Genomic DNA, 24631 nt, shown 5'->3' on the forward strand with positions numbered 1-24631 from the left:
GTTAAAAATTAATACATTAGCAAAATTAAAGCTACGTAAATCATTTAACATCTGATTAATTTTATCACAAATTTACCACATCAATTTCAGCACCTATATATACCAAGGTTCTTTTTAACACTTTGTATCCTAAATCTTCAATTGCATTTTGATATTCCTGAATTTGATGTACATATTTAGGATTTTTAGCTCCGGTTTTATAATCCAGCAAATAAGCTTCCATATCCTTTGTCAACACAATTCTGTCCGGTTTTAAGATTTTCCCCTCCTTTTGAACAATTGTATGCTCATTTAACACCGTATTTTGTTCATTAAAACAATTACTTATCTCTGGATGATTTACGATTTCAAATAGTGTTTTAGCAACAATTTCTTTTTGATCTTGTGTTATCAATCCAATTTCAATTGCCTTTGTAAGCGCTAATTCAATATCTGACTTATCTTTCACGAAAGCTAAAATCTCATGCACAATATTACCATATGAAATCGCCTCTTGCTGGTGTGTACCCCACATTAAGGCTTCACGCTGAGCAATTTTAATATTTTTCGGATTTAAAACTTCCGAAACAACCGGAATTGTTTTCAACACAGTCAGTGTTTTATCAGAGGTGGAAAGCTTCTTTGAATTTCCAAATTCATATTCCATTTTATCAGAATCATAAATTCCTTTATCGATTAAAAATTTAATAAAAAATGAAGCCATATTGCTTGGAAATTCTCCATCTTTTCTTTCTTTCAGCGATTGAGAAATAACATACAACTGCTCTTCTGCCCTTGTTAATGCTACATACAAAACATTAATATTATCCAATAACTCCTCTTGTTTTTTTAAATTAAAAACAGCAGAAGCATTTTCTCCAAAACTTTCTACAGCACTACTATTATCAATGAGAGCTTTCGGAACACCTAAATCAGCTTCTTCAGTATCCAGCCAGAGTTTATCTTTGGGTTTTCTGTTATAATCTTCTTCTGCAAAAGGCATAATTACAACAGGAAATTCTAAACCTTTAGATTTATGAATTGTCATAATACGAACTGCATTATTTCCTTCGGGAGACGGAATACTAAATTTTTCTCCATTCTTATCCCAATAAGCCAGAAAATCAGCTATTCCTGCCTGATTACGGATATCACGCTCCAGAACAATATCAAGAAAATATTGCACATATGCATTTCCTTCAGCAGGAGAAATAAATTTAGATATGATAATTTCTACTGCTTCATAAAGTGATTTTTTTCGAATATTTTCAAAAGAAAGAGAAACATCAAAGCTTAAAAGCCATTTTTCAAAATCATCTTCAGCTTTCTGATTCATTCCTTCTGCAATAAAATCATGAATTGGCATTTCAATCTCCTTTGCATTTCCCAGAAAATGGAGAAAATTTGCTTTTGCCTCCAAATCAATATTATTATTAAGATACTTCAGCAAATGGATGATCAGCCTCACTTGAGTAGCATTTTGAATCATCAATGTTTCTGATGACAAAAGCGGAACATTTTGTTCTGTCAGATAATTTGCAATAGCGATTCCCTGATCCCTTTTACGGGTCAAAATTACTATATCTTTATATTCAAAACCTTCGCGAAGGACTTTCTGAATTGTATTTAAAGTTGCCAGAACATACAAATCTGACTTTTCAATCGCTTCTTCTTCATCTGCAAAATCATTTTTTTCGATTACAGGCAGAAAAGAAATATTTACATAGCCTCCTTTTTTAGAGTTTGCATTCTGAAAACTATGATTTTCGTATAAATTTTTATAATCCGCATTTGAAAATTCAGCAGAAATTAATTTAAAAAAAGCATTATTAAAATCAATTACTTCACTGTAACTTCGATAATTGGTATCTAAATGTTTTATAGATTTATCGGGGTTACTAAACGGATTTAAATCTTTACTTAACTCAATAAATTGCTCTGCCTTTCCTCCTCTCCAGCGATAAATTGATTGCTTTGGATCCCCAACAATCATCAGAGTTCCTTTATTGCCTAAATCATCCTGTCCTGAAAGTGCATTATCTATAAGCGGAATTAAATTTTGCCATTGCATCTCTGAAGTGTCCTGAAATTCATCTATAAAAAAATGACGATATCGTTCTCCCAGACGTTCATAAATAAATGGCGCAGGCTGGTTTTGAATTTCGCGATGAATAATCGCATTGAATTCTGAAATTGACAATACATTTTGTTCCGATTGAATTTTAGCCAGTTCATTACTGACTGTGTTCAATAAAGAAAGTGGTGTAATATTTTTTAGAAAAGCCTTGTAGAAATCCCTTTTTTCGAAATTTTTATAGACTTTGCCTAATATCAGAAGCAATTGCGGAATAATATTTTCAATCAAAACCCTGTCACTTGCCGTCTTATTAATTGCAATATCTTCAAATTGATGAAAGGTCTTATTTTTTGGATTGAATTTACCGTCACGAATACTTTCTAAATGATTTGGAAAGGTTCCACGGGAAAAAGATTTTAAGTCAATTCCGTTTTTATCGATTAAAGAAAGTGCTTCAGTAGCTAATTGTTCATTTTCTGATTCCAATTCCTCGCACAAGCCCTGCATTTTCTTTTTAATGACAACAAATTCTTCAATCGTTTTATCATTAAAATGAATAATTTCATTTCGATTATTTTCATTCAAAACCAAACGACCTGTTTCAAGGATTTCACGCGAAACATCCCAGCTTTTATCGTCATCGGTCTTTTCCATCGTAAAATCGATCAGCAATTTAGTGAGTGTTTCATCCTTACCCGCCTGCGCAATAATCGCATCAACAGCTTCTATCAATAAATTTTCGGTATCCAGGGTGACCTCAAAAGTCATGGGCAGATTTAAATCATGTGCAAATGCCCGGATTACTTTATGCGTAAATTTATCAATGGTAGAGATATCAAAAGCAGCATAATTATGAATAAGATGCTTGATAATATTTTGAGATTTTGTTTTGATTTTAATTACAGAAAGTCCTGTTTCCCGCGACAAATCTTCCATTAAATCTATGGCTTTTGCTGAAGGCTCGTCTTTGGCAAATTCAGATAAACTTCCAACAATCCGGCCTTTCATTTCATGGACTGCCTTATTCGTAAATGTTATCGCAAGGATATTCCGATAAGCATCATTTTTAGGTGAAGAAAGAATGATTTTAAGATATTCCTTAACTAAAGTATAGGTTTTTCCGGAACCTGCAGACGCATCATAAATTGAGAAAGACGGGCTTTGCATAAGCTTGGTTTTAGTCTTGTAAAAATAGCACATTAAATATTAAAACCAATAAATACAAAATCCAAATTCCAATAGATGATGGGTAATCACATACTATTGGAATTTGGATTTTATTTTTTTTTTTGACTTTTTAAAACAAGATCAATGTTTTGGAAATGCTCTTTTATTAAAAACAAGCAAAATACCTACACCTGTAGAAATGGCTACATCGGCAACATTAAAAATAGCATTAAAAAACTCAAATCGCTTTCCTCCAAAAAAAGGTATCCAATTAGGCAAATCACCTTTCCAGATGGGAAAATAAAACATGTCTACCACTAAACCATGAAACCAGGTACCATAAGGCTCAGGAGAAAAAGGAGTCGCTAAATTGTTATAACTGCTGTCAAAAATAACACCATAAAAAACAGAATCCAGAATATTTCCCGCTGCTCCTGCAAAAATAAGTGCAATGGCCACAACTAAATAAGTCGACGCATGTTTTTTTACAGAATCGTATAACCAGTATCCAATCCCGAAAACGGCAAAAATCCTAAATACAGTCAAAATTAATTTCCCGTATTCACCAGGTATTTTAGTACCCCATGCCATCCCTTCATTTTCTATGAAATGTATTTTAAACCAATTGAAAATTGTAACCTCTTCACCTAAAATAAAATTTGTTTTTACATAGATTTTAGAAACCTGATCAATTAATAATATTATAAATATAAGGAGATATGCTTTTCTTAATGACATGTTGTGAATTTTAATGTTGGCAAAAGTAACAATTAAATCAAAAAAAACGCCCCTGATGGAGCGTTAATTGTTTTGTAATTTGAGATGATTATCGTTGCAGGTTTTTAGCTTCGATACTCATTGTTGCATGAGGCACGATTTTAAGTCTTTCTTTTCCAATTAATTTACCTGTTACTTTACAGATACCGTATGTTTTATTTTCAACACGGAATAAGGCATTTTTTAAGTCACGAATGAATTTCTCTTGTCTGATAGCCAACTGAGAGTTTGCTTCTTTTGACATGGTCTCACTACCTTCTTCAAAAGCTTTAAATGTTGGAGAAGTATCGTCAGTTCCGTTATTCAAATCGTTCATATAGGCACTTTTGATCAAATCAAGATCTTCTTGTGCTTTTTTAATTTTTGCCTGGATTATTTCTTTGAACTCTGCTAAATCTGCATCAGAGTATCTTGTAATTTCATCTATCATTTTAATACCTATTTTGAAATTAATATCATTGTTCTAATGTCATCAAACTCAATTTCTGTGCCGTTTTCTAAAGCGTCAGCAAAAACCAGTTCGTATGTTAATGTTTCAGATTTAATATAATCTGCGTTTTTTGAAACAGCTTCTTCTAAAATACTGTCTCTTTTTATTTGTACTTTGATCTTATCAGTAACTTCAAATCCTGAATCTTTACGGATATTCTGAATTCTGTTTACTAATTCTCTCGCGATACCTTCATTTTTCAACTCTTCAGATATTGTGATGTCAAGCGCGACTGTAATTCCGTTTGAATTTGCAACCAGCCATCCTTCGATATCCTGCGATGTTATTTCGACGTCTTCTAAGGATAAAGTTACATTATTTCCTGCAATAACAATATCCAGCGTTCCCTGCTTGTCCAGCTGATTGATCTGCCCTGCAGAAAAACCTTGTATCTCCTTAGAAATCAACCCTATATCTTTACCAAAACGTGGCCCTAATGCTTTAAAATTAGGTTTGATTTGTTTTACTAAAATACCTGAAGCATCATCTAAAAGTTCAATTTCTTTTACATTTACCTCCGCTTTTACCAAGTCAGAAATCGCCTCTATTTCAGCACGCTGTTTCTCGTCAAGTACCGGAATCATTACCTTTTGCAGCGGTTGACGTACTTTTATCATCTCTTTTTTACGTAGTGATAAAACCAAAGACGAGATGGTTTGCGCCTTCTGCATTTTGCTTTCCAACGTTTTATTAACAAAGTTTTCGACAAATTTTGGGAATTCAGCCAAGTGAACACTAGCAAAATCCTCGGTTCCCGTCGACGCAGTTAAATCCCGATACAATTTATCCATAAAAAATGGAGCAACCGGAGCGCTTAATTTACTGATGGTAAGCAAACAAGTATAAAGCGTTTGGTAAGCAGCGATTTTATCTTTAGCATATTCTCCTTTCCAAAAACGACGACGGCATAAACGAACGTACCAGTTACTTAAGTTTTCCTGAACGAAATCAGAAATAGCTCTTGTAGCTTTTGTTGGCTCATAATCCTCATAACATTCATCAACAAATTTTATTAATGTATGTAATTCAGAAATAATCCACTGGTCGATTTCCGGTCTTTCGTTTAACGGAATTTCCGCTTCTGCATATTTAAATCCATCGATATTAGCATATAACGAGAAGAACGAATACGTGTTGTACAGTGTACCGAAGAATTTACGGCGAACCTCAGCAATTCCTTCGATATCAAACTTCAGGTTATCCCACGGATTTGCATTAGAAATCATATACCAGCGCGTAGCATCGGGACCGTATTCTGCGATTGTTTCAAAAGGATCTGTTGCATTCCCTAGACGTTTAGACATTTTCTGTCCGTTTTTGTCTAACACCAAACCGTTTGAAACAACATTTTTGTAGGCTACTTTATCAAAAACCAAAGTTCCGATCGCGTGTAAGGTATAAAACCATCCACGAGTCTGATCTACTCCTTCTGCAATAAAATTAGCCGGAAAATCTTTATTCTCATCAATTTTGTCTTTATTTTCAAATGGATAATGCCATTGTGCATAAGGCATTGCTCCAGAATCAAACCAAACGTCGATTAGATCACTTTCGCGCTTCATTGGTTTTCCAGAAGCAGAAACTAAAGTAATTTCATCCACAACATTCTTGTGCAAATCAATTAAATCATAATTGGATTCAGACATGTTTCCGATTTCAAAACCTTTAAACGGATTTTCTTTTTGAAAACCAGCTTCGATAGATTTCTCGATCGCATTGTACAATTCTTCAACAGAACCAATAAGAACTTCTTCTTTTTTATCTTCAGTTCTCCAAATTGGCAACGGAATTCCCCAATATCTAGAACGAGATAAGTTCCAGTCGTTGGCATTTTTAAGCCAATTTCCAAAACGTCCTTCACCAGTAGACTTAGGTTTCCAATTGATAGTTTCGTTCAGGTCGAACATTCTATCTTTTACATCGGTTACTTTAATAAACCATGAATCTAGTGGATAATATAATAACGGCTCATCAGTTCTCCAACTGTGTGGATAACTATGTACGTATTTTTCAACCTTAAAGGCTTTATTTTCTTCTTTTAATCGAATAGCGATTTCAACATCTACAGATTTCTCCGGAGCTTGTCCTGCATCGTAATATTCGTTTTTCACGTATTTACCAGCCAAATCACCTAAATGAGAAGTGAATTTTCCTTGTAAATCTACTAATGGAACTGCATTTCCATCTTCATCCAAAACCAACATTGGCGGAACTTCAGGTTTTGCTTCTTTTGCTACTTTAGCATCATCTGCACCAAAAGTCGGCGCTGTATGAACTACTCCTGTTCCATCTTCAGTTGTAACGAAATCACCTGAAATTACTCTGAATGCATTTTCAGCATTTTCGTATGGTAATACATAAGGCAACAATTGCTCGTAACGGATTTCTACTAAATCAGCTCCTTTTGCTTCGGTTAAGATTTTATACGGAAGTTTTTTGTCGCCATTTTTCACGTTGTCAAAATCAGCATCATCTTCACTTAAGAAAAATCCTTTTCCGAATTGTTTTCCAACTAAGTTTTTGGCCAAAACAACATTGATTGGCTCAAAAGTATATTGATTGAACGTTTTTACTAAAACATAATCGATTTTTAGCCCAACTGTCAAAGCTGTATTTGATGGAAGTGTCCAAGGAGTTGTCGTCCAGGCTAAAATGTGGATATCACCAAAACCTTGTAAAAATGAAGGCAACGTTTCCGGCAATGTTTTAAACTGTGCCACAATTGTAGTATCCGTAACATCACGGTAAGCGCCCGGCTGATTTACTTCGTGAGAAGACAATCCAGTTCCGGCTTTTGGAGAATATGGCTGAATGGTATATCCTTTGTACAACAAACCTTTATCGTAGATTTGTTTCAAAAGCCACCAAACCGATTCCATGTATTTTGGTTTATAAGTCACATACGGATCTTCCATATCAACCCAATATCCCATTTTTTCGGTCAAATCATTCCATACGTCTGTATAACGCATAACGGTTTTTTTACACGCTTCGTTATATTCTTCGATTGAAATCGTTTTACCAATATCTTCTTTTGTAATTCCTAATTCTTTCTCAGTACCCAATTCTACAGGCAAGCCGTGAGTATCCCATCCGGCTTTTCTTTTAACCTGAAAACCTTTTTGAGTTTTATATCTGCAAAAAATATCTTTAATCGCACGCGCCATTACGTGGTGAATTCCTGGTAATCCGTTTGCTGAAGGCGGACCTTCAAAAAACACATAAGGCTCAGCACCTTCGCGGGTTGTTACACTCTTTTCAAATATATTTTCTTTCTTCCAAAAATCAAGAACTTCAGACGCTACGGTTGGCAAGTCAAGTCCTTTGTATTCAGTAAATTTTGTACTCATTTTATCCTTTTCTTAAACGAGGTGCGAAAGTAAGGAATTTTGAGGAAACATAAAAGAGAATAAAATTAAAGGATAAAGTTGAATTAATCGAAAGCTAGGAACTGTATTAATTCACATAAAAAAACAAAAACTTTCATTATCAGATATTTAAAAATACATTTTTAAAGAACTTTTACAAATGAGAAAATAATCATGTTAAAAAAACAACACTTCTGCAGTTTTCCTTTTAATTTGTAAGATTTATTATTGTAAATTCGCGCAAATCTTAAAAATTATATATGAAAACAAAATTACTTATTTTATCATTATTTTCAGCAGGTTTGGTACAAAGCCAGAACCTTTTACAAAACGGTAGTTTTGAGCAATTTACAGGCAATTCTCCCGATTCATGGATCATACAATTTGGTTCTACCTCAAATGAAGAAATAATTAAAAATGAGGGAAACTCAAGCTTCAAAGGAATGACTTTAGGAGATTCGGACCTGATATGATAACTAAGGAGTTTGGAGTATGGAAAACTGTTACTTATGATTTTAAGATAGCAATGTTTCTAACACCAACTACATCTGTGACAATGGCAGTTAATTTTGTTGCAGGATCAATGATGGATGGTGCTGTGATATACTTTGATAATGTTGTTATTGCGAAAAAAAGCACTTTAGGAATTGCTGATTTTAACAAAAAAGCTAATCCAATTGAAGATGTATCTGAAGATGTAATAAAATTAGCTAATGATTTTAAAAATTCTTCTTACACCGTATATTCTTTAGACGGAAAAGCAGTTAAAAAATCCATCAATAACTCATCTGACATTATTGAAATTTCAGGATTAACCAAAGGCGTTTATCTTTTAAAATTGAATACTATAAGTACTTCGGTTAAATTCATAAAAAAATAACGCGTTATTCTCTAAATAAAAAAGGATTGAATCTGAAAAAATGTAGATTCAATCCTTTTTTTATTTTAATTTCCTGCAAGACAAAGAGGCCGGTTTATGCAAAGATTTCTTTTAGTATTTCTAATGATTTGGGTTTTTTAAACCCATCTAAATGGAAACTGTAATAATCAATCAAAATCTTTAGTAACAGCTGTCTTTCTATTACATGAAAAATTTTCTCATCGTTATCAAATTTTAAACCAAGTAGTTTTTTTAGCAAACTTGTTTCGTGTTCAGTCAGGGAGTCTGATCCTTTAAAAAGAGTAAAAACACCATTATTCATTTCAAAATGAGGCAAATCAATTTCTGAAACATCCGGATAAAAACCCAGATATTTTGTAGTTTCCAACATTAAAATTAAATGAAAATTAGAAATTTCATCATGATGATCGAGCCATTTCAGTGCAGTCTCTAAAAAAACAAACAATGATTCATTCTTTTCTTCTTCCTGTATTGAATAATGCAAAATTTCAGAAAGAAACATTACCATTGTACTTTTTACAAGATCTGTATGAATACTTTGAAAAGGAACTGCTGTTTTGATTTCTTTGAAATTTTCCAAACTTCCTTTATTTTTATGAACGGCTTCTATTTCGAGAATAGACAGAGGTTGAAAATAGGCAATTTTCTGGCTTGCTTTGCGACTAGAAAAAGCGTCACGCACAAAATAAGATTTCAGTCCGTTTGAAAGTGTAAAGCATTTTACGATCAGGCTTTTTTCCTGAATTTTTAGAGATGAAATTACTATGGCTTTGGTTTTAACTAACAATTTATATTTTAGATTTTAGATTTTTTGACTCCTAAAATTTTATAGTAAATATTTTGAAAACTGAATACCGAAACTACCGAATTATCATCACTTTTTTGACTTTTGTTTCGCTTCCATCCTGTGCGGAAACAAAAACCATGTATACGCCAGATGCTACTTTATACTTTCCAAAAGCAGTGGTATCCCATTCTATCGTTCCTCCTTCTGAAATAGTTTCATAAACCAGATTACCTTCAATATCAGTAATTTTAATATTGGCTTTATCAATTAAACCTGCAACTTTTACAGTTCCTGAATAAGAAGGACGAACAGGATTTGGATAAATATATACATTGTTCAGATTTTCATTAGCTTCTGTAGCTGATCCTTTAAAAGAAATCATTCCTTTGGTTGTGGCAATAAAAACCTCACCTGTTTTACTATTTATTTTTATATCGTTAATAACATTAGTTGGTAAAGGTGAATTGTTTATTGTAAAATGATATTTTGTTTCCTGACCGTTTTGTGACACCATAAAAACACCAGAATCTGCTGTCCCTATCCATTTATTATTAGATCCGTCTACTGCTATCGCAGTTATAGATTGTTCATATAATAATTCTTGTGCCAAACCATCTTCTAAGATTATTATAGGCTTTGTGGTTAATTGATTTTCAGTCTGAAAATTATTCACATTCGACAAAATCCTTAGTCCTCTGTTTGTTCCAATCCATAACTGATTTTTAGCATCAATTGCTAAAACGTTAGCTTGTGTTGATGGCAGATTTCCGGAATCTACACCATAATTTATTTTCTTAAATGTATTAGTACTTTCATTAAAACCAACAACTCCTTCACTATTCATTGAAATCCATTTAGTTCCATTTTTATCAATAATCAAATCAGTATAACTGGCATCTTCCGGCTTTGACAAAATAGTTTTCATAGAAACACTTTGCCATTGTCCATTTGCTTTCAATACTTTCAATCCGTTTTCAATCATATTATTTGTAATCCAAAGATTTCCTGATTTATCAAAAGCTGATCCATTGATACGGACATCAATATAAGTAGGCCCCACAAAAGTTAAGGTTTCTAAACCACTATTTTTTTCATTATACAAAACCGATGGTTCGTTGTTTTCGATTTTTAGCAATCCCGAAAAATAAGAACTGGCATATACCTGATTTTCATCATTTGGATTAATCAGTATGTTTACAATTGATTTTGCTTCCAATACTTTTTCGTAGGGAATATTAAGCCATTTTTTTTCTCTTAAGGTACTAACACCATAAGTATCCAGAGGATATGGATTCATTGTAGAGTTATAATCTCCATAAACAGCCCAAAGCACATTTGGATTAACATCTAGAGCAAAAATGTTATTTCTTAGAGGACCATCAGGAATGTTATTCTCAAAAGCTGTAGAAACTGAAAGTGAAGAACTAAATAAACCGTTTGCTTTTGTTCCGATATAAATAACATCTCCCAATGAAGCTGCACAAGTAAAACTTAAATTGCCATTTAAAACCTGTGTATTGATAATCTGCCGATTAAGAATCATTTGATTATTATAAACATAAATAGAATTTGGAGTTGTAACAAACAATTTATGATCAACTGCACGCATATCTGTAGAATATTCCGGAAGCTGAGAAAAACCAATAAAAATATTTGAATTGTAACGATGAATATAACCTCCCGAATTAATTGCAACAAGTTCTGAATCTAAAGGTTCAACGCTCGACCAATCACCTGGGTTTACCACTGACCATTGATTATAATCTATTAGATTAGTATTGTTACTACGTGCCCGCCTTATTCCATTTGAAGTTGCAGCATAAATAAAGTCATTAAATAAAGCCGTTTGCCTCACACTAATTTCGGATCCAGCATCACCAATAAAGTAAGTATCGCCAAACTGTGAAGTAGTTAAATTAAACTGGACAATTCCGAAATCACAGGAAACATAAATCAATCCGTTGTACTCCATAAAATGATTGATTTTTTTTATACCTGAAGGCAATTGTTTATTAATTATGTCTACGATTTTTAACATACTACCGTCTTTTTCATTGATAACGATCATCAAACCATTTTCATAACCTAGTAAGGTTTTTTTAAAGGTTTCACTATGATAAATTGATGATATCGTTTGCCCTGAAAGACCGTCAATAGTTGTTAGCGTTTTAATGCTATTTGTTACCGGATCTTTAAAAAATAAAGCATTTTCTGAAGCTGAAATAACAGTTGCTCCTGCAACAGAAACATCTTTAATTTCATTGTAGGAAAAATAACCTTCCCAGGATAAGTTATTCTGCGAAAAGCTGTTTTGCAGAATCATTATAAATAAAAAATATAAAAATCTTTTTTTCATCATTTGGACTATTCAGAGTCACAAATATAATACAAACTAGAGTATTTGATTTTTGTTGTTTTTTAAAAATCTATTTCAAATATATTAGAAGATTTTTTAAAACTTAAGAATGCCTTCATTTTATAAAAAAATAAAATGAAGGCATTCTTTAAAATCCAAATAAAAGTTATACTACTCCCTGAGCAAGCATCGCATCTGCAACTTTAACAAAGCCGGCAATGTTAGCTCCTTTTACGTAGTTTACATACCCATCTTCTTCAGCACCGTATTTTTTACACTGGTTGTGAATTCCGACCATTATTTCTTTTAGTCTCAAATCTACTTCTTCGCTTGTCCAATTTAGACGAATAGAATTTTGGGTCATTTCTAATCCGGATGCAGCAACCCCGCCTGCATTAGCCGCTTTTCCTGGAGCAAAAAGCACTTTGTTATCTAAGAACAATTTAATTGCATCTAATGTAGAAGGCATATTTGCAGCCTCAGTTACACACAAAACACCATTATCAATAAGTTTCTGAGCATCTTCGCCGTTCAATTCATTTTGGGTGGCACATGGAATTGCAATATCTACTTTTACTTCCCACGGACTTTTTCCTTTATGGAAAATAGCATTTGGATATTTCTCTAAATATCTTTCTGCCCTGTTGTCTCCAGTTGCGCGCATTTCCAGCATATGATCAATTTTTTCTCCAGAAATCCCTTCTTCATCATAAATATAACCGTCAGGACCAGAAATCGTAACTACTTTTCCTCCAAGTTCATTTACTTTTAAAGCAACGCCCCAGGCAACATTTCCAAACCCTGAAATAGACACTATTTTTCCTTTTATTTCGTGACCAATAGTACGAAGCATTTGATCCGTAAAATATACTACTCCATAACCTGTAGCTTCTGGTCTGATTAATGATCCTCCATAAGCCAGGCCTTTTCCAGTCAAAACACCAGTAAATTCATTTCTGATTCTTTTATACTGACCAAATAAGTATCCTATTTCCCTGGCGCCAACACCAATATCACCTGCAGGAACATCCAGGTCAGGGCCGATATGCCGGCATAATTCTGTCATGAATGATTGACAGAAACGCATAATTTCACCATCAGATTTTCCTTCAGGATCAAAATCTGAACCTCCTTTTCCTCCTCCCATTGGCAAAGTTGTCAGACTATTTTTAAAAACCTGCTCAAAAGCCAAAAATTTCAAAACTGAAAGATTTACTGTGTGATGAAATCTGATTCCGCCTTTATAAGGACCAATTGCAGAATTCATCTGAATTCGAAAACCTCTGTTTACAATAATTTCCCCCTTATCATCTACCCATGGAACTCTAAAAATTATAGATCGTTCGGGTTCTGCTATTCTAAGAAGTAAGTTTTTTCCATCGTATTTTTTTTGTTCAGCTATAAACGGAATTACTGTTTCTGCGAACTCTCTGACGGCCTGAAGAAATTCAGGTTCATTTGGATTTTTTGACTCTACAAGAGCCATAAACTCATTTATTTTTTGCTTCATCATTTTGAAATAAATTACGCTTACAAATCATTTATTTGTACAATTAAATAAGAAAACATCATTAAGAAAACGTTTTCGTTATTCATAACAAAGGTAAAGCAAAATCAATTTGAAAATTATTTTTTATAACAATTTTACAAGAATTATATATTTTTCAAACAAATCTAAAATTCTCATTTACAAAAATTAGATTACAGCCTAAACCGAATATTATGATTAACTTTTTAAGTGTTTTTATAGTTATTTTTTAATTGGCTAATTAATTATTTAAAAGTCGGTTATGTTTTTTATATATTTGCCATGATTTGAAAGCAGAAAAACTCATGTTCAAGCAAATAGCCTTAACTTTTTTTACAATATTTGGTATTACCACGGTATCAAATGCACAATTAGCCTACGAAGTGGGATTGATAGCTGGCCCAGTAGCATTTCAGTCTGATTACGGACAAAGACACGATCAATCTACAAATATCGGAAATACCGGATTTGGAATTGGTGCGGTTCATTGGATAAACTTTTCATCAGCTGCTAATGGCAATGAATATTTTAATGAACACTTTAAAGTTCGTTCTGAAATTTCGTTTTCTCATACGAACTTTCAACATTATGGAAAATGGATTGAAGGCAAGCCATCTGCCGGAAAAGAAAAACTAAAAGCGATGAGTGGAAAAACCAGTATGCTAAATATTGGAGCTCAACTAAATTATTCGCCCTTTATGACGATTCATGAATTCGAAAAGTACGTAGGCAGTTTTTATCCTTATATAAGTGTTGGTGCTATGGCAAGTTACTATGACACTAAAGCGAATTCTTCTCTAGGCCCATTAGGATCGCCAGCAACAACATTTGATAAATATCTAGTGCCATCAGACGGGCATAAATATGGTTTTGCATCCGAAAACGGCATTGCATTTTCCCTGCTTCTTGGAGTTGGGGTACAATATAAACTGGATGAAATGAACGATTTGCTTTTTGAAGTACGCTATCAGGGATTCAATTCTGACTGGATTGACGGATTAAATCCGAACCGGGATCTTTACAAAGAAAACAAAGCAAATGATTCGCAAGTGTGGTTTAATTTTGGATATTCCCACTATTTAGAATTCTAAAAGCAATAATAATATTAAAATACAAACCCCAATTCTTTCGAGTTGGGGTTCTGTTTTTTATGATAAAGCTTGTTCTAAATCCGCTATTAAATCTTCAGCATCTTCAATACCTACACTTAGACGAACCAAGTCATCTGTAATTCCAACCTCAGCTCTTTTATCTGCCGGAATTGAGGCATGGGTCATTAAAGCAGGGTGATTCGCCAATGACTCTACTCCTCCTAAAGATTCAGCCAAAGTAAAAACTTTTAGTTTCTCCAAAAAAGCAATTGAATCTTCCTTTTTACCTGAAGCGAATGTAAAAGACACCATTCCGCCAAAAGCTTTCATTTGTTTTTTAGCAATTTCATGAAACGGATGACTTTCTAATCCAGGATAATAAACGGTTTGAATTTTTGGATGGTTACTTAAAAATTCAACTACTTTTTCTCCGTTTTCACAATGTCTCTGAACTCTTAATGAAAGTGTTTTTATTCCTCTTAAAACCAGAAAACTATCCATTGGTCCTAATGTTGCACCAGTTGCAAATTGCTGGAAATGTAGTTGTTCACCCAAAGCTTCATCTTTCACAATTAAGGCTCCGGCAATAACATCTGAATGACCACTCAAATATTTGGTTGCTGAATGCATTACGATATCAGCACCTAAATCAAGTGGTTTTTGCAAATAAGGTGTTGCAAAAGTATTGTCTACCGCCAGCCAGATTTTATTTTGTTTTGTGATTTTGGCGATTTCCTCAATATCGGCCAGCTTCATTAAAGGATTCGTTGGCGTTTCTACCCAGATTAACCTGGTGTTTTCATTGATCAAAGATTTCAGTTTTGCAATATCAGTCATATCAACAAAATGGAATTTAATTCCCGAATCTTTGTAAATTCTGGAGAACATTCTATAAGTTCCTCCATACAAATCATCCATAGCAATTACTTCATCACCTGCTTTAAATGATCTCAGGATACAATCCGTAGCCGCCAAACCCGATGAAAATGCCAGTCCGCGGGTACCGTTCTCAATACTTGCCAATGCATTTTCTAAAGCCGTTCTTGTAGGATTTGAGGCACGGCTATATTCGTAATCACCCAATGGTTTACCCGGACTTGTCTGAACATATGTTGACGTTTGATACACCGGAGGCATAACAGCTCCTGTAGCCGGATCATGATGCTGACCTCCATGAATCACTTTTGTATTGAATTTCATATAGTTATAAATTTTAAATACTTAATACTTTCACAAATTTACTTTTAAATTTATTCAAATCCAGATACAACTTCTTACCTTTAAGTATAATTAACACTTTTAAGATGAAACTTTATTCTCTTCTTGCTGCGGTGGTCCTATTACTAACAGGCTGCACAAAAACATTAACTTTTGAAAATGAGGTATTTGAAAAAGAATCTAAAATACCTTGTAAAAAAGATTGTCCTAAAATTACAATCGAAGTGCCAATTGCAAAAAATATTCCTGTTGTAGCTGATAGTATTAATAAAAAGATATTAGGTGTTTTAAAAGACATTGTTTATTTCGGAGAAAAACCTTCAGAAATTAAAGATTATAAAAGCCTGGTTGATTCTTTTATTGGTTCTTATGAAGAAATGCATAAAAAATTCCCAACTGAAACATTCGGCTGGGAAGCTAAAGTGAAAGGAAATATCGAATATCAATCCGATCAGATTTTAAACATTAAACTGGATCACTATACTTTTACAGGCGGTGCTCACGGATATCAGGGCTTTCGTTCGCTTCTATTTAATCCTGATACCGGAAAAACCATTTTTAGCGATGAATTATTTAATAACGAAAAAGAGTTTAAAGCTTATGCCGAAAAAGAGTTCCGAAAAAAATATAAAATACCGGCTAAAGCCAATATAAATGCAACAGGATTGATGTTCGAAAAAGATGTTTTTCAATTGCCTCAAAATATATTTTACACTGAGGAAGGCCTGTTACTATATTACAATTCGTACGAAACAGCTTCCTATGCGGATGGCCCAAAAGAGATTTTGTTTCCGTATGAACAGATAAGTAAATATTTAAAATTTAAATAATTAAGTCATATCATGGCAGTAAATCTCTGCAGAAGATTACTAAACATCATATTTCATTTTACGTAAAACCCGTAATGATTCCTTAAAAGAAAGATATATTTGGCTAAAGGGTTTTAAAAGTAATTTGGCATCAATAAGTTTTTGTCTGGCTTCGTCAAAACCATTCAGATAACAAATCATAAAAGTGGAAGGCAAGTTTTCTAAATCTTTTAATTCACGCTCCGACAAAGCAAAACCATTTTGCAGTTTTTGAAGCAATGCAATATTCGAATTATAAATATGAAAAAGCATTCGTTTATTGAACTCCGGAGGCTGAAAAAGCATTTGACGGTCTATCTTATAATAACCGTTATCAAAAAAATGTATAGTTTGCTTTTCTAGTGGATAATAACTGGTTTTATCGTTTAACCCCAGAGGAATATATTCGGTTATAGTAAAAGTATCATCATCAAAAACAATTGTAACAACATCCTGAGCCGAATAAAAAAGCTTAATCTGTTCATTTATCAATTCAATATCTACCCGGGAAAGAAAGGTTTTATCTCTGGATTTTTTTGGTACTCCGGCCCAGCAGATCACAAACAATTCTTTAAAAACACGATACTTTGGAGACATATCTTTATGCCTGAAATTCATAAAATCGAATACACCGTCAAGCGTATACTGGATACTGTTTCGGGAACTATTTTCGATTCCGATAACTGTTTCGGTATTCTGATAATTTTTTTCAATTTCACCTTCTACAGGAACCGAATTGCTTCCCCGCCTAATAAAAATACTATTGGCCGGAATAGTATGAATTCCTTTTTTGAAAGATGAAATCTGGCTTTTGGGCTTTATCGTAACCAGTCCAATCACCTTATCTTTTGGAAGATTGGGAAAAGGCACATTTTCGTACTGAATTTTAGGCGGATTTTCCAGAAAAGCATTGACAAGATTCTGAATCCGGCTATCATCAAAGAAATCATCGCCCACAATTTCGTTATCATGATCTTCAACACCAACAACGATATACGAATTATTCGCAGGGTTTGAATTCGACAAAGCACAAATATGCTTTAAAAACTTTCCTTTACCTTCGCGTGAATGCAGATTCAACTGCCTTTTTTTGTCATAAAAACTGCTCTCGTCATTATGAGCAAGCAGGTTTTTTATTAAAAGGCGTTTATTGATCATTTTCGCTGATTATTTTTTGCCACAAATTGCATTAATTTTCACAAATTTTTATTTTCAAACACATAGAAACATAGATTATTACAACCTATAAAAAGGCATTTCACTTTTTCTAAATACACATAGCTATGAATTGATGCAAATGAAATGCCTTTTAAGATAAAGCAAAACTATGTTTCTATGTGTTAAAAAATCTTCTAACTATTTTTCTTAACAATCGTTGAAGAGGCCTGTGCCGTACTCATCACAATCAAATCGGCAATATTAACGTGATAAGGTCTTGAAACTACAAAATGAATAATGTCGGCTATATCTTCTGCTTTCAGTGGATCAAAACCTTTGTAAACATTTGAAGCTCTTTCGGTATCTCCTTTAAAACGTACTTCACTAAATTCTGTTTCAACCAAACCCGGATGTATTCCGCTTACTTTAATTTTGTGTGGGTTCAAATCCATTCGCATTCCCTGAGTAATGGCATCCACAGCATGTTTTGATCCGCAGTATACATTCCCATTCGGATAAACCTCTTTTCCGGCTGTTGAACCAATGTTGATAATGTGTCCCGATTCCCTTTCAGTCATTTGCGGAATAATAGCTTTCGAAACATATAAAAGTCCTTTTACATTGATATCAATCATGGCATCCCAATCTTCAATATCTCCATACTGAATTGGATCTAATCCGTGTGCATTTCCTGCATTATTGATTAAAACGTCAATTTTCGAAAAATATTCCGGTAAGGAATTTATACTTTCAAAAACAGCATTTTTATCCCTGACATCAAAAGACAAAGAATGTACTTCCGTATATTCTGAAAGTTCTTTTTCGAGTTCGCTTAAACGTTCTTTACGTCTTCCGCAAATGATAACTTTATAATGATTTCGTGCAAAAATCTGAGCTGTTGCCTTCCCAATTCCGCTTGTAGCACCGGTAATTAAAACTGTTTTTTTCATCCTGATTATATGTTTTGCCATAAATTAAACAACTTTCATTTATTGAAAACTCCATTTTAATTTGTGACAACTATCTTCGCTTAAGCGAATTTCACTTTTGTTATGTTTATAAATATTATTTTAAAGCAACTCTTCTCCCCTGCTTTCAGTCCATATTGCAAACCAGTCTTCTTTATCCATTTCAAGTTCTACTGCTTTCATCAACGATTGAATTCTGGCGACATTTACAGTTCCTGCAACCGGAATCACTTTTGCTGGATGTTTTAAAATCCATGCTAATAAAAGTGTATCAGATCCTAAATGATATTTTTCTACTAATGTCGAAAGTAATTTCTTCAGACGGCGTGTTTGTTGACTATCTTCCCTAAAAACAGTACCCAGCGGATTCCATGCCAACGGACGGATTCCGTGTATTTGTGCATAATCAAAAGTTCCGTCAGTCATTGGCTCAAAATTCGTAGCTGAGAATTGTACTGAATGATAACTAACATCTGTTTTCTGACGAATTAACTCAACTTGTGAATTGCTGAAATTTCCAACTCCAAAATCAATGATTTTCCCTTCTGTTTTTAGCTTTTCAACCGCTTCAGCAATTTCATCAGCCTGCATTAACGGACTTGGTCTTTGCAATAAAAAAACATCGATATAATCTGTTTTTAATTTTTTCAGGGATTCTTCTGCTGACCAGATTATATATTCTTTAGAATGTTCATAATGCCTGACTTTATTATTACGGTTTTCGGTAACCATCTGAATACCGCATTTGGTAATTAACTGCAACTTTTCGCGAGAAATTTTACTGTCATGAAGTGCTTTTCCAAAATCTGCTTCGGTGGTGTAATCTCCGTAAATATCAGAGTGGTCGAAAGTAGTAATTTTGTTTTCGATACAAAGCTGTATCATGCTTTCCATTTCTTTTGATGTAAGATTTTTATCCCAAACTCCCCAATTCCTAACCCCTGAAATTACAGGTGATAATAAAGTTTTGCTCATGTTTTGTTGTATTATTTTTAGTAATAATGATGTCTGCTTACAGCATAATCACCAAAGTTCTTAAAAATATAAAAATAGATTCACAATTCGTCCTTAAAATTAGGGTTTTGGTCGAAGTTTTAACCATTTTTTAACATCTTACTTCTTAAAAAATATTCAATTTGCACTCTCAAAAATCAGGTATAAAAATCACAAGTTTTAAAAGGTTTTTAAAAATATTTATATGGAAGAAAATACAACGACTTTAGACATTAGAGCGATAAATGAAAAAATTGAGAGAGAAAGTGCTTTTATAGACCTTCTTACAATGGAAATGAACAAAGTTATTGTGGGCCAGAAACACATGGTCGAGCGTTTATTAATCGGGCTATTAGGGCAAGGGCATATTTTACTGGAAGGTGTTCCTGGTTTAGCAAAAACTTTGGCGATTAATACTTTATCACAAGCAGTTCAGGGTTCTTTCAGCCGTATCCAGTTTACTCCGGATTTATTACCTGCCGATGTTATCGGGACAATGATTTACAACATTAAAGCAAACGAATTCTCTATTAAAAAGGGGCCAATTTTTGCTAACTTCGTACTTGCCGATGAGATTAACCGTGCTCCTGCCAAAGTTCAGTCTGCACTTTTGGAGGCAATGCAGGAAAAACAAGTTACGATTGGCGATACGACTTTCAAACTCGATCGTCCGTTTTTAGTATTGGCCACGCAAAACCCCGTTGAACAAGAAGGAACATATCAGCTTCCTGAAGCTCAGGTTGACCGTTTCATGCTTAAAACTGTTATTGATTATCCAAAAATTGACGAAGAACGCTTTGTAATTCGCCAAAACCTAAAAGGAAGTTACGAAAAGGTAAATCCTGTAGTTTCTGTAGAACAAATTCTGCGTGCACAGGAAGCTGTTCGTGAAGTTTACATGGATGAAAAAATCGAAAAATATATCTTAGATATCATCTTTGCAACACGTTACCCTGAAAAGTACAAACTGGCCGACTTAAAACCTCTTATCAGTTTTGGAGCATCACCACGTGGAAGTATCAATTTAGCCAATGCAGCAAAATGTTATGCTTTCATCAAACGTCGTGGTTACGTAATTCCAGAAGACGTTCGTGCCGTTGTGCATGATGTTTTACGCCATAGAGTTGGGATAACATATGAAGCTGAAGCTGAAAACATTACTTCTGTAGACATTATCAACAAAATCGTAAACGAGATTGAAGTACCTTAAAAAGTTGATGGTTGATAGTTTTTTGTTGATGGTTCATACGCCATCAACCAACAACCACAAACCATAAACCAAATCTAAAATGGATACAAAAGAGCTTTTAAAAAAAGTACGGAAAATAGAAATCAAGACCAAAAGACTGAGCAATCATATCTTTTCGGGAGAATACCACTCTTCATTTAAAGGACGAGGAATGACGTTTAGCGAAGTGCGTCAATACCAATACGGAGATGATATTCGTAATATCGATTGGAATGTAACCGCACGTTATAACGAAGCCCACGTAAAAGTTTTTGAAGAAGAACGTGAATTAACCATGGTTTTAATGGTTGATATTTCGGGGTCCGAAGGTTTTGGATCAAAAAGTCAGTTTAAAAAAGACATCGTAACTGAAATAGCGGCAACGATGGCTTTTTCGGCTACACAAAATAACGATAAAATTGGTTTGATATTATTTTCTGATAATGTCGAATTATACATCCCACCAAAAAAGGGGCGTTCACATGTTTTGAGAATTATTAGGGAATTGATCGAATTTGAACCAAAAAGCCAAAAAACAGATATCGCCCAAGCTTTAAAGTTTCTTTCCGGAACTCAAAAAAAGAAAGCAATTGTTTTTATGATCTCTGATTTCATGTCTGAAAACTATGAGCATACTTTAAAAATTGCTTCCAAAAAACATGACATTACTGGTGTCCGCGTTTACGATATCCGTGAAGAGAAAATTCCGAATTTAGGAATGGTAACGATGCTTGATGCCGAAACCGGAAAAATTCAGCTCGTAGATACCGGTTCTAAAAAAGTTCGAATGAATTATGAAAAACACTATCAGGAACGTGTAAGCTACTTTAAGGAAATTTTCAGCAAATCTGGAGCCGGTGTCGTAAACACAAGAGTTGACGAAAATTACGTAACTAAATTACTGGGGTATTTCAAATCAAGATAATTTTAGATTATCAGAGATCTTAGTTTGTTAGAATATTAGATTAATTTGAAGAATAATCGTAAATAAATCGCTTAAGCTGAATCTGTTTTAAGCTTTCATTTTAGACTAAAATCTGAAATCAAATCAAATGAAATTAAAATTTTACATATTTCTATTTTTACTTTCCTCAACTGTTTTTGCACAAAATAAGCAGATTGAAACCAGTATTGATACTACAAAAAATAAAATTGGCGCCGAGTTTAAGCTAACACTTAAAACGATCGTAAGTTCAAAATCTAAAGTGGTTTTCCCTGCATTAAAGAATATTGGCCCGTTAGAAGTTATTCAATCATACCCAATAGACACGGTTAAGAAAGACGGCACTTATGAGCTTATCAAAAAATATGGCTTAACACAATTTGATTCCGGAAAATATGTTATACCTCCGGTGAAGATTCTGATTGATAAAAAACCTCATTTAAGCGATCCGGTTTCTGTTGAAGTAGCCAGTGTGAAAGTAGATACTCTACAGCAAAAAATGTATGATATTAAAGATATCTCAACTGTTGAAAATGGTATTGGAGAATGGTGGATTTATCTTTTGATTGTGGTTCTGATTATAGGAATTGGTGTTTTCGTTTATTGGTATATGAAAAAACACCAAAAGAAAAAAATTGAAGAAGAAGTTTATAAAACGCCTATTGAAAAAGCGACAAGCTTATTAAACAATCTTGAGAAAAAAGAACTTTGGCAAAAAGGCGAAGTAAAAGAATATTATAGTGAACTGACTGATATTGCCCGTAATTATATAGAAGAAGCAATTCAGATTCCGGCAATGGAAAGCACTACTTCTGAACTGATTCAGGCACTTAAAACGGCTTCTGCCAAAAAGAAAATGAGCCTGACTCCGGAAACTGTTGAAAATCTCGAGCGTGTTTTAAGACAGGCAGATTTGGTAAAATTCGCGAAATCTAAACCATTAGAATTTGAAATTACTGAAGACAGAAATAAGATTCAAAAAGCAATTTTAACGCTGGATAATGCTATCCCTACAGAAGTTCCTGTTGAGGAAGAAGATCAATTATTAAACGAAGCCCAAAAACAAAAACAAATTCAGCTTCAGTTAAAGAAAAAAAGAAATAAACGTATTGCAATTGCCGCTGCAACTGTAGTTTTTTTACTTACTGCAACCACTACTTATTTCGTTGTCACTAAAGGCTTCAATTATGTAAAAGACAATATAATTGGACACCCAACCAAAGAATTACTGGAAGGGGAATGGATAAAGAGCGAGTATGGTAATCCTGGTGTTTTAATTGAAACCCCAAGAGTTTTACAACGACTTGATACTCAAAAAGTATTACCAAAAGAGGCTATGGCCCTTATAAAGGAAATGCAGCTTTTTGGTTACGGGAGTTTACTGGATAATTTTTATGTAACGGTTTCTACAGCTAAATTTAAAAACCCTACAGACATTGATTTATCAAAAGCCCTTGAAGGCAATTTAAAAATAATCGAAGCTCAGGGTGCCAGAAATATGATTACAAAACAAGAAGATTTTGAAACTAAAGAAGGCATTACAGGAATAAAAGGGTACGGAACTTTTACGTTTATTAATGAAAACCTGAAAACAAGCGCTAAACTTTACTACGAAGTCCTGATGTTTAAACAAGATGGCGGATTACAGCAAATTGCTATATTCCATGAAGAAGGAGATACGTATGCTAATGATATTTCGGACAGGATTTTAAATTCTGTTGAACTTAAAAGAGCAAGCAACTAATGGAAAAAATAACTTTTTTAAATCCGGAATTTTTTTGGCTGTTTTTATTAATCCCAATTGCAATAGGATGGTTTTTCTGGAAACGCAATCAGCAATCAGCTACTTTAAAAATGAGTTCAACTCAGGGTTTTAAAAACAGCGAATCACTATTAACAAAATTAAAACCTTGTTTGTATGTTTTCAGGATTATTGCTCTGTGTTCTCTGATTGTGGCTTTAGCAAGACCAAGAACTGTTGACATCAGCAACGAAACTAAAACAACGAAAGGAATTGATATTGTAATGGCAATTGACGTTTCGGGAAGTATGCTTGCAAAAGATTTAAAGCCCAACCGTATGGAAGCTTTAAAAAGAGTTGCGGCTGATTTCGTTAACGAAAGACCAAACGACAGAATCGGATTGGTTTTATATGCCTCTGAAGCCTACACTAAAACTCCTGTTACCAGCGATAAAGCCATCATTTTAGAAGCTATTAAGGAAATCAAATACGATAATGTATTACAGGATGGTACCGGAATTGGGATGGGACTTGCAACGGCTGTAAACCGACTTAAGGACAGTAAAGCAAAAAGCAGGGTGATTATTCTTTTGACAGATGGTGTAAATAATGCGGGATTCATTGAGCCGGAAACAGCTTCTGACATTGCAAAACAATATGGGATAAAAGTATATACGATTGGAATCGGAACTAACGGAATGGCTGAATTTCCTTATGCATATGCCCCAAACGGCGGTTTCTTGTTTAAAATGCAAAAAGTAGAAATTGACGAACAGTTATTAAAAAGTATTGCCAGAAAAACCGATGGAACTTATTTCAGAGCTACCAGCAATGACAAGTTAGCCGAAATATACAATTCGATCAACAAATTAGAAACCACTGAAATTCAGGAATTAAAATTCTACGATTACGATGAAAAATATAGGTTTTTTGTATTGCTCGCAGGAATTTTGTTATTGTTGGAAGTAGGTTTAAGAAATACGGTTTACAGAAGCTTCATTTGATTTTTTTAA

Annotated in this window: 19 protein-coding genes; 8 read left to right on the forward strand and 11 right to left on the reverse strand. The window is 33.7% G+C overall.

Features of this window, described 5'->3' with window-relative positions:
* Positions 1–64 precede the first annotated feature (64 nt).
* From OZP09_RS11070 to ileS, 4 genes are all read right to left on the reverse strand, one after another.
* Positions 65–3223, reverse strand: a complete 3159-nt coding sequence (locus OZP09_RS11070) for a UvrD-helicase domain-containing protein (protein ID WP_269233730.1) — start codon at positions 3221–3223, stop codon at positions 65–67.
* Positions 3224–3364: 141 nt separating this feature from the next.
* The gene (locus tag OZP09_RS11075; RefSeq protein WP_269233731.1) at positions 3365–3961 is read right to left on the reverse strand and encodes a lipoprotein signal peptidase; all 597 of its coding nucleotides are present in this window, start codon (positions 3959–3961) and stop codon (positions 3365–3367) included.
* An 88-nt stretch (positions 3962–4049) separates the two neighbouring features.
* Positions 4050–4430 carry a TraR/DksA family transcriptional regulator gene (locus OZP09_RS11080; protein WP_110307084.1) on the reverse strand — a complete coding sequence of 127 codons (381 nt, stop codon included), beginning with the start codon at positions 4428–4430 and terminating at the stop codon, positions 4050–4052.
* Positions 4431–4438: 8 nt separating this feature from the next.
* Positions 4439–7840: an isoleucine--tRNA ligase gene (gene ileS / locus OZP09_RS11085; RefSeq protein WP_269233733.1), complete on the reverse strand. Its 3402-nt coding sequence runs from the start codon at positions 7838–7840 to the stop codon at positions 4439–4441.
* A gap of 278 nt (positions 7841–8118) precedes the next feature.
* Here ileS and OZP09_RS11090 point away from each other — a divergent pair, with 278 nt between their 5' ends.
* Both OZP09_RS11090 and OZP09_RS11095 read left to right on the forward strand, forming a co-directional pair.
* Positions 8119–8331, forward strand: coding sequence for a hypothetical protein (locus tag OZP09_RS11090; RefSeq protein WP_269233735.1), 213 nt, complete (start codon positions 8119–8121; stop codon positions 8329–8331).
* Positions 8328–8738 (forward strand): T9SS type A sorting domain-containing protein, encoded by a 411-nt coding sequence (locus tag OZP09_RS11095; protein ID WP_269233736.1) that lies wholly within the window; start codon positions 8328–8330, stop codon positions 8736–8738. Before OZP09_RS11090 ends, OZP09_RS11095 begins: the two co-directional genes overlap by 4 nt.
* 94 nt (positions 8739–8832) lie before the next feature.
* On the opposite strand, the gene recO is transcribed toward OZP09_RS11095, so the two are convergent.
* From recO to gdhA, 3 genes are all read right to left on the reverse strand, one after another.
* Positions 8833–9546, reverse strand: a complete 714-nt coding sequence (recO, locus tag OZP09_RS11100) for a DNA repair protein RecO (protein WP_269233737.1) — start codon at positions 9544–9546, stop codon at positions 8833–8835.
* A gap of 73 nt (positions 9547–9619) precedes the next feature.
* Entirely contained in the window at positions 9620–11905 is a 2286-nt protein-coding gene (gene porZ, locus OZP09_RS11105; protein ID WP_432419449.1) for a type IX secretion system anionic LPS delivery protein PorZ, read from the reverse strand.
* 163 nt (positions 11906–12068) lie between these two features.
* The gene (gene gdhA / locus OZP09_RS11110) at positions 12069–13412 is read right to left on the reverse strand and encodes an NADP-specific glutamate dehydrogenase (RefSeq protein WP_269237864.1); all 1344 of its coding nucleotides are present in this window, start codon (positions 13410–13412) and stop codon (positions 12069–12071) included.
* 323 nt (positions 13413–13735) lie between these two features.
* Here gdhA and OZP09_RS11115 point away from each other — a divergent pair, with 323 nt between their 5' ends.
* Complete coding sequence (locus OZP09_RS11115) at positions 13736–14521, forward strand: THC0290_0291 family protein (RefSeq protein ID WP_269233738.1); 786 nt, start codon at positions 13736–13738, stop codon at positions 14519–14521.
* Positions 14522–14578: 57 nt separating this feature from the next.
* Here OZP09_RS11115 and OZP09_RS11120 read toward each other — a convergent pair whose 3' ends face one another.
* A complete protein-coding gene (locus OZP09_RS11120) occupies positions 14579–15721 on the reverse strand; it encodes a cystathionine gamma-synthase (protein ID WP_269233740.1) in 1143 nt (380 codons plus the stop codon).
* A gap of 104 nt (positions 15722–15825) precedes the next feature.
* Here OZP09_RS11120 and OZP09_RS11125 point away from each other — a divergent pair, with 104 nt between their 5' ends.
* Positions 15826–16569, forward strand: a complete 744-nt coding sequence (locus OZP09_RS11125) for a DUF3298 and DUF4163 domain-containing protein (RefSeq protein WP_269233742.1) — start codon at positions 15826–15828, stop codon at positions 16567–16569.
* A gap of 39 nt (positions 16570–16608) precedes the next feature.
* Here OZP09_RS11125 and OZP09_RS11130 read toward each other — a convergent pair whose 3' ends face one another.
* The 3 genes from OZP09_RS11130 to OZP09_RS11140 all read right to left on the reverse strand — a co-directional run bounded on the left by OZP09_RS11130 (position 16609) and on the right by OZP09_RS11140 (position 19688).
* Positions 16609–17745 (reverse strand): ATP-binding protein, encoded by a 1137-nt coding sequence (locus tag OZP09_RS11130; protein WP_281310753.1) that lies wholly within the window; start codon positions 17743–17745, stop codon positions 16609–16611.
* Between the two features lie 194 nt (positions 17746–17939).
* Positions 17940–18695: an SDR family NAD(P)-dependent oxidoreductase gene (locus OZP09_RS11135; RefSeq protein WP_269237865.1), complete on the reverse strand. Its 756-nt coding sequence runs from the start codon at positions 18693–18695 to the stop codon at positions 17940–17942.
* A gap of 120 nt (positions 18696–18815) precedes the next feature.
* Positions 18816–19688 (reverse strand): aldo/keto reductase, encoded by an 873-nt coding sequence (locus tag OZP09_RS11140; protein ID WP_269233743.1) that lies wholly within the window; start codon positions 19686–19688, stop codon positions 18816–18818.
* 223 nt (positions 19689–19911) lie between these two features.
* On the opposite strand from OZP09_RS11140, the gene OZP09_RS11145 reads away from it, so the two are divergent.
* The 4 genes from OZP09_RS11145 to OZP09_RS11160 all read left to right on the forward strand — a co-directional run bounded on the left by OZP09_RS11145 (position 19912) and on the right by OZP09_RS11160 (position 24622).
* Positions 19912–20916: an AAA family ATPase gene (locus OZP09_RS11145; RefSeq protein WP_017497457.1), complete on the forward strand. Its 1005-nt coding sequence runs from the start codon at positions 19912–19914 to the stop codon at positions 20914–20916.
* A gap of 79 nt (positions 20917–20995) precedes the next feature.
* Complete coding sequence (locus OZP09_RS11150; protein WP_223682254.1) at positions 20996–21859, forward strand: DUF58 domain-containing protein; 864 nt, start codon at positions 20996–20998, stop codon at positions 21857–21859.
* A gap of 127 nt (positions 21860–21986) precedes the next feature.
* Positions 21987–23621: a hypothetical protein gene (locus tag OZP09_RS11155; RefSeq protein WP_281309394.1), complete on the forward strand. Its 1635-nt coding sequence runs from the start codon at positions 21987–21989 to the stop codon at positions 23619–23621.
* Positions 23621–24622 carry a vWA domain-containing protein gene (locus OZP09_RS11160; protein ID WP_269233747.1) on the forward strand — a complete coding sequence of 334 codons (1002 nt, stop codon included), beginning with the start codon at positions 23621–23623 and terminating at the stop codon, positions 24620–24622. The genes OZP09_RS11155 and OZP09_RS11160 overlap by 1 nt, the downstream gene beginning before the upstream one ends.
* Positions 24623–24631: the final 9 nt, after the last annotated feature.

Origin of the sequence: Flavobacterium flavigenum (assembly GCF_027111255.2) — a bacterium.
Lineage (GTDB): Bacteria > Bacteroidota > Bacteroidia > Flavobacteriales > Flavobacteriaceae > Flavobacterium > Flavobacterium flavigenum.

Bases quoted from the DNA above. Each gene is read 5' to 3' on its own strand.
- OZP09_RS11070 (WP_269233730.1), bottom strand. From the start codon at position 3,223: ATGCAAAGCCCGTCTTTCTCAATTTATGATGCGTCTGCAGGTTCCGGA.
- OZP09_RS11075 (WP_269233731.1), bottom strand. From the start codon at position 3,961: ATGTCATTAAGAAAAGCATATCTCCTTATATTTATAATATTATTAATT.
- OZP09_RS11080 (WP_110307084.1), bottom strand. From the start codon at position 4,430: ATGATAGATGAAATTACAAGATACTCTGATGCAGATTTAGCAGAGTTC.
- ileS (WP_269233733.1), bottom strand. From the start codon at position 7,840: ATGAGTACAAAATTTACTGAATACAAAGGACTTGACTTGCCAACCGTA.
- OZP09_RS11090 (WP_269233735.1), top strand. From the start codon at position 8,119: ATGAAAACAAAATTACTTATTTTATCATTATTTTCAGCAGGTTTGGTA.
- OZP09_RS11095 (WP_269233736.1), top strand. From the start codon at position 8,328: ATGATAACTAAGGAGTTTGGAGTATGGAAAACTGTTACTTATGATTTT.
- porZ (WP_432419449.1), bottom strand. From the start codon at position 11,905: ATGATGAAAAAAAGATTTTTATATTTTTTATTTATAATGATTCTGCAA.
- gdhA (WP_269237864.1), bottom strand. From the start codon at position 13,412: ATGAAGCAAAAAATAAATGAGTTTATGGCTCTTGTAGAGTCAAAAAAT.
- OZP09_RS11115 (WP_269233738.1), top strand. From the start codon at position 13,736: ATGTTCAAGCAAATAGCCTTAACTTTTTTTACAATATTTGGTATTACC.
- OZP09_RS11120 (WP_269233740.1), bottom strand. From the start codon at position 15,721: ATGAAATTCAATACAAAAGTGATTCATGGAGGTCAGCATCATGATCCG.
- OZP09_RS11125 (WP_269233742.1), top strand. From the start codon at position 15,826: ATGAAACTTTATTCTCTTCTTGCTGCGGTGGTCCTATTACTAACAGGC.
- OZP09_RS11130 (WP_281310753.1), bottom strand. From the start codon at position 17,745: ATGATCAATAAACGCCTTTTAATAAAAAACCTGCTTGCTCATAATGAC.
- OZP09_RS11135 (WP_269237865.1), bottom strand. From the start codon at position 18,695: ATGAAAAAAACAGTTTTAATTACCGGTGCTACAAGCGGAATTGGGAAG.
- OZP09_RS11140 (WP_269233743.1), bottom strand. From the start codon at position 19,688: ATGAGCAAAACTTTATTATCACCTGTAATTTCAGGGGTTAGGAATTGG.
- OZP09_RS11145 (WP_017497457.1), top strand. From the start codon at position 19,912: ATGGAAGAAAATACAACGACTTTAGACATTAGAGCGATAAATGAAAAA.
- OZP09_RS11150 (WP_223682254.1), top strand. From the start codon at position 20,996: ATGGATACAAAAGAGCTTTTAAAAAAAGTACGGAAAATAGAAATCAAG.
- OZP09_RS11155 (WP_281309394.1), top strand. From the start codon at position 21,987: ATGAAATTAAAATTTTACATATTTCTATTTTTACTTTCCTCAACTGTT.
- OZP09_RS11160 (WP_269233747.1), top strand. From the start codon at position 23,621: ATGGAAAAAATAACTTTTTTAAATCCGGAATTTTTTTGGCTGTTTTTA.